This window comes from Isoptericola sp. NPDC057391 (assembly GCF_042668085.1).
GTDB lineage: Bacteria > Actinomycetota > Actinomycetes > Actinomycetales > Cellulomonadaceae > Isoptericola.
Map to the genome: position 1 here is coordinate 1 of NZ_JBHVBO010000268.1, position 4120 is coordinate 4120.

6 protein-coding genes are annotated in these 4120 nt (G+C 75.6%); all 6 read left to right on the forward strand.

What is annotated here, in order from left to right; all coding sequences use genetic code 11:
* Nucleotides 1-145 precede the first annotated feature (145 nt).
* Nucleotides 146-445 carry a flagellar FlbD family protein gene (locus ACFUVW_RS19970; protein WP_430573040.1) on the forward strand — a complete coding sequence of 100 codons (300 nt, stop codon included), beginning with the start codon at nt 146-148 and terminating at the stop codon, nt 443-445.
* Between the two features lie 5 nt (nt 446-450).
* A complete protein-coding gene (locus tag ACFUVW_RS19975) occupies nt 451-1224 on the forward strand; it encodes a motility protein A (protein WP_430573041.1) in 774 nt (257 codons plus the stop codon).
* Entirely contained in the window at nt 1224-2063 is an 840-nt protein-coding gene (locus ACFUVW_RS19980) for a flagellar motor protein MotB (RefSeq protein ID WP_430573042.1), read from the forward strand. The genes ACFUVW_RS19975 and ACFUVW_RS19980 overlap by 1 nt, the downstream gene beginning before the upstream one ends.
* 40 nt (nt 2064-2103) lie before the next feature.
* Nucleotides 2104-3000: a flagellar motor switch protein FliM gene (locus tag ACFUVW_RS19985; protein ID WP_430573043.1), complete on the forward strand. Its 897-nt coding sequence runs from the start codon at nt 2104-2106 to the stop codon at nt 2998-3000.
* Nucleotides 3001-3002: 2 nt separating this feature from the next.
* Entirely contained in the window at nt 3003-3704 is a 702-nt protein-coding gene (locus ACFUVW_RS19990; RefSeq protein ID WP_430573044.1) for a FliM/FliN family flagellar motor switch protein, read from the forward strand.
* 4 nt (nt 3705-3708) lie between these two features.
* On the forward strand, nt 3709-4120 hold a 412-nt coding region (locus tag ACFUVW_RS19995; RefSeq protein ID WP_430573045.1), incomplete at its 3' end, for a FliO/MopB family protein.

Here is a 4120-nt window from a genome sequence, read left to right on the forward strand (position 1 = left end):
GGGGTGCCCCGCGCGGGCCAAACCCACCCGCGGCGCCGCCCCCCCCCGCGCGGGCCCCGGCCCGACTGGGGGGGGCGGGGGGGCCGGCGGCCCCGCGCCGCACCCGACCCGACCTGGGTCCCCCGCCCGACCCGGAGGCCGTCCCGTGATCGTCCTGACCCGCTACAGCGCGGAGCGCATCGCGCTCAACGCGGACCTGGTGACCCGGGTCGAGAACGGTCCCGACACACGCGTGACCCTGATCGACGGCTCGCGCTACATCGTCAGCGAGCCGATGGACGTCGTGATCCGCCTGATCGAGGAGTACAAGGCACGCGTGCTGGCGCTCGCGCGCACGCTGCCCGACGAGCCCGCCCGCGCCCCGCTCGAGCTGGTGCGGCCCGCCGCCCCGACCCACGACGACCAGCCGGTCGTGACCCCGCGCTCGCACCCGAGGAGGAAGTAGGCCGCATGGACCCGGCAACCATCGGGGGCATCGTCCTCGCGTTCGGCGCGCTCGTCGCGATGATCTTCCTCGAGGGCTCCCAGCTCACGTCGATCCTGCTGCCCGCGCCGATCATCCTCGTGCTCGGCGCCAGCATCTTCGTCGCCGTCGCCTCGGGCACGCTCAAGGACGCCCTGCAGGCGGTCAAGGCGCTGCCGCGCGCGTTCGTCGGCCGGCCCGCGCGCCCGGCGGAGGCGATCGACGAGGTCGTGCACGCCGCGGAGATCGTGCAGAACGACGGCGGCCTGCTCGCGCTCGAGGCCGAGTCCCAGCGGACCGAGGACCCGTTCCAGCGCAGCGCGCTGCAGTCGCTGGCGGACGGCGCGGACGCCGACCAGCTGCGCACGCTGCTCGAGGAGCGCATCGAGACCAAGGCCCGGGAGGACGCCGTCGCGTACGGCTTCTTCAACGCCGTCGGGGGGTACGCGCCCACGATCGGGATCGTCGGCACGGTCGTGTCGCTCACGCACGTGCTGGAGAACCTGTCCGAGCCGGCGCAGCTCGGCCACATGATCGCGGCGGCCTTCATCGCCACCCTCTGGGGCATCCTGTCGGCGAACTTCGTCTGGCTGCCGATCGGGGCCAAGCTCAAGCGCGTCTCCGACCTCGAGGTCGAGCGGCTCACCCTGCTGCTCGAGGGCTACATGTCCATCCAGGCCGGGGCCCGTCCCCGCGTCATCGACGAGCGGCTGCGGACGATGGTGCCCGACGAGCCCGCGCCCGCCGCGAAGGCCGCCTGATGGCGCGCCGCGCGCGCCGCGGCCACGGTGGAGGATCCGGCGGCGGCGGTCACGACACGAGCGGCAGCGGCCGCTGGATGGTCTCGTACATGGACATGGTGACCGTGCTCATGTGCCTGTTCATCGTGCTGTTCGCGATCAGCTCCGTGGACCAGGGCAAGTACCAGGAGCTCAAGTCGTCCCTGGCCGAGGGGTTCGGCACGGTGGAGGACGGCGTCGTCGCGCAGCAGGTCGACGACCCCGCCACCGCGCCGGCCGCCGCCGACGACACCGGGACGACCGCCCCGGACGCCGAGGAGCCCTCCGACCTCCAGCGCGCGGTCGCCGAGGTCGCGGACCTCACCGCGCTGCGCGACGCGATCGCGCGGCGGCTCGCCGCCGACGGCCGCGCCGACGCGGTCCGGTTCGCGATCGACGAGCGCGGCCTCACCGTGCGCCTCGTCTCGGCCGACACCTTCTTCTCCTCCGCGAGCGCCGACCTCACCCGGGAGGCCCGCTCGGTGCTCCGCGTCGTCGGGCCGGCGCTGCGGCCCACCCCGTACCAGATCCAGGTGGAGGGCAACGCGGACGTGCGCGCCCTCGTCGGCTCGCGGTACGCGACGAACTGGGAGCTGTCGTCGGCGCGGGCGACCGCGGTGCTGCGCGAGCTCGTCGAGCGCGACGGCGTCGCGGCCGACCGGGTGGCGGCGGTCGGGTTCGGCGACGCGCGGCCCCTCGCGGACGGCAGCAGCCCGGAGGCGCTCGCGACCAACCGGCGCGTCGACATCATGGTGCTGTCGGCGCAGCCGGAGGAGGTGCGCGCGCTCATCCCCGGGGTGGTGTCCGGCACGGCCGGCTGACCGGCGCAGGCTGTCGCGCGCCCGGGCGCATAGGGACCGCGTGAGCACGACGACACCCGACCGGGTCCAGCCCGGCGCCCGCCCCCGGGTCGAGGTCTACGACTTCCGCCGCCCGACGACGCTGGTGCGCGAGCACCACCGCGTCCTCGAGATGGCGTTCGAGAGCTTCGCGCGCCAGTGGGGCACCCAGCTGACGGCGCGCGTGCGCGTGGTCTCCCAGGTGGCCCTCACCTCGGTGACGATGCGCACCTACGACGACCACGTCGCCGACCTGCCGACGACCACCACGGTCGTCGTGTGCGAGATCGAGGGTGTCGGCCCGCGGGCGGTGCTCGAGCTCCCGCACACGGACGCCCTGACGTGGATCGCGCACATGCTCGGTGCGGGGCCGTCGGTCGCGACGGTCGACCGGAAGTTCACCGACCTCGAGCGCGGGCTCATGACGTCGCTGCTCACGGAGACCCTGCGCGACCTGCGGCACGCACTGGGCCGCCTGCTCGAGCGGCCGCTGACCCTGTCGTCGATCCAGCACAGCTCGCAGCTGGTGCAGGCCGCGCCGGCGGCCGAGCTCATGATCGTCGCGGAGTTCCACCTGCGGGTGGGGGAGCGGGCGTGCCGGGCCACGCTCGCGCTGCCCGCGTCCGCGCTGCTGCCGCACCTGGGCGAGGTCGACCCGGCCGACGACGCGGCGGACTCCGCCGCCCGCACGCGCCGGCACGTCGCGCGCTCCCTGGCGGACGTCACCGTCGAGCTGGCGGCCGCCCCGATGACGCCCGCGGAGGTGCTCGGGCTGTCCGTGGGCGACGTCGTGCGCCTGCCCCACCACCGGTCCCGCCCGCTCGACGTCGTCGTCGACGGCCACGTCCTGGCCCGCGGCGCCGTCGGCTCGTCCGGCACGCGCCTCGCCTGCCGCATCGTCACCACCGAGGAGAACTGACCATGAGCACCACCAGCCTCGAGCGTCCCGCCGTCGAGGCCGCCACCGCGGCCGCCCGCGCGCTCGTCGAGCTCGTCCCGACCGCCGCGCCCCTCACGCCCGTGCTCGGGGGAGACGCGGTGTCGCCGGCGCTCGCCGCGCAGGCCGTCCTCGCGGCGCACGTCGGCGCGACGAGCGCCGACCTGGCGCTCGTGCTCCTCGACCGCGCCTCCCTGGCGGGCGCGGCGGAGTCCGGGCCGGTCGACGTGACCGACGTGCTGCGCCCCGCCCTCGAGGCGGCCGGCGCCACCACGGGCGTCGGCGTGCTCGGCGAGGTCACCCTCGGCGACGCGACCGACCTCGTGCAGGACGCCGCGTCCGTGGTGCTGGCCCTGACGGACGCCGACGGGTCCACCGCCGGCTGGTTCGTGCTGCGCACCCGCCGGCCGCTGCGCACGCCCGCCGACGAGACCGTCACGGACAGCCGCCTGGCCCGGATCTCCAACGTCGAGATGCGGCTGTCGGTCATCGTGGGGCACACGCGGATGGCCGTGCGCGACGTGCTCAACCTCGAGCCGGGCGCCGTCGTCGAGCTCGACCGCTCCGCCGGCGCCCCCGCGGACGTGCAGCTCAACGGCCGCACCATCGCCAAGGGCGAGGTCGTCGTCGTGGACGGCGGCGACTACGGCGTGCGCGTCACCAAGATCCTCGACGCGGACGACTGACGCCGTGGACCTCACCACCGTGCTGCGGGTCGTCTTCTCGCTCGGCGTCGTCCTGGCGCTCCTGTGGTTCTCCCACCGGGTCGCGGGGCGGCGCACCCGCGCCGTCGCGCGCTCCGGCGGCGAGAGGCTGGCCGTGCTCGCCCGCCAGGGGCTGACGCAGAAGAGCGCCGCCGTGCTGCTCGAGGCGGGCGGGCGGCGCTACCTCCTCGGCGTCACCGAGTCGTCGGTGACGGTCATCGACCGCCCGGAGGTTCGTGCGGCCCAGCCCGGCGGCGCCTCCGACGGCGCTTTCGACGGCACCTTCGACGACACGTTCGACGACGTCGTGGCCGCGCTCGCCGCGCAGGACGAGGAGGACCCGCACGACGGCGCCGCGGGGTCCGGCGCGCCGGACCCCCCACCCCACCCGGCACCAG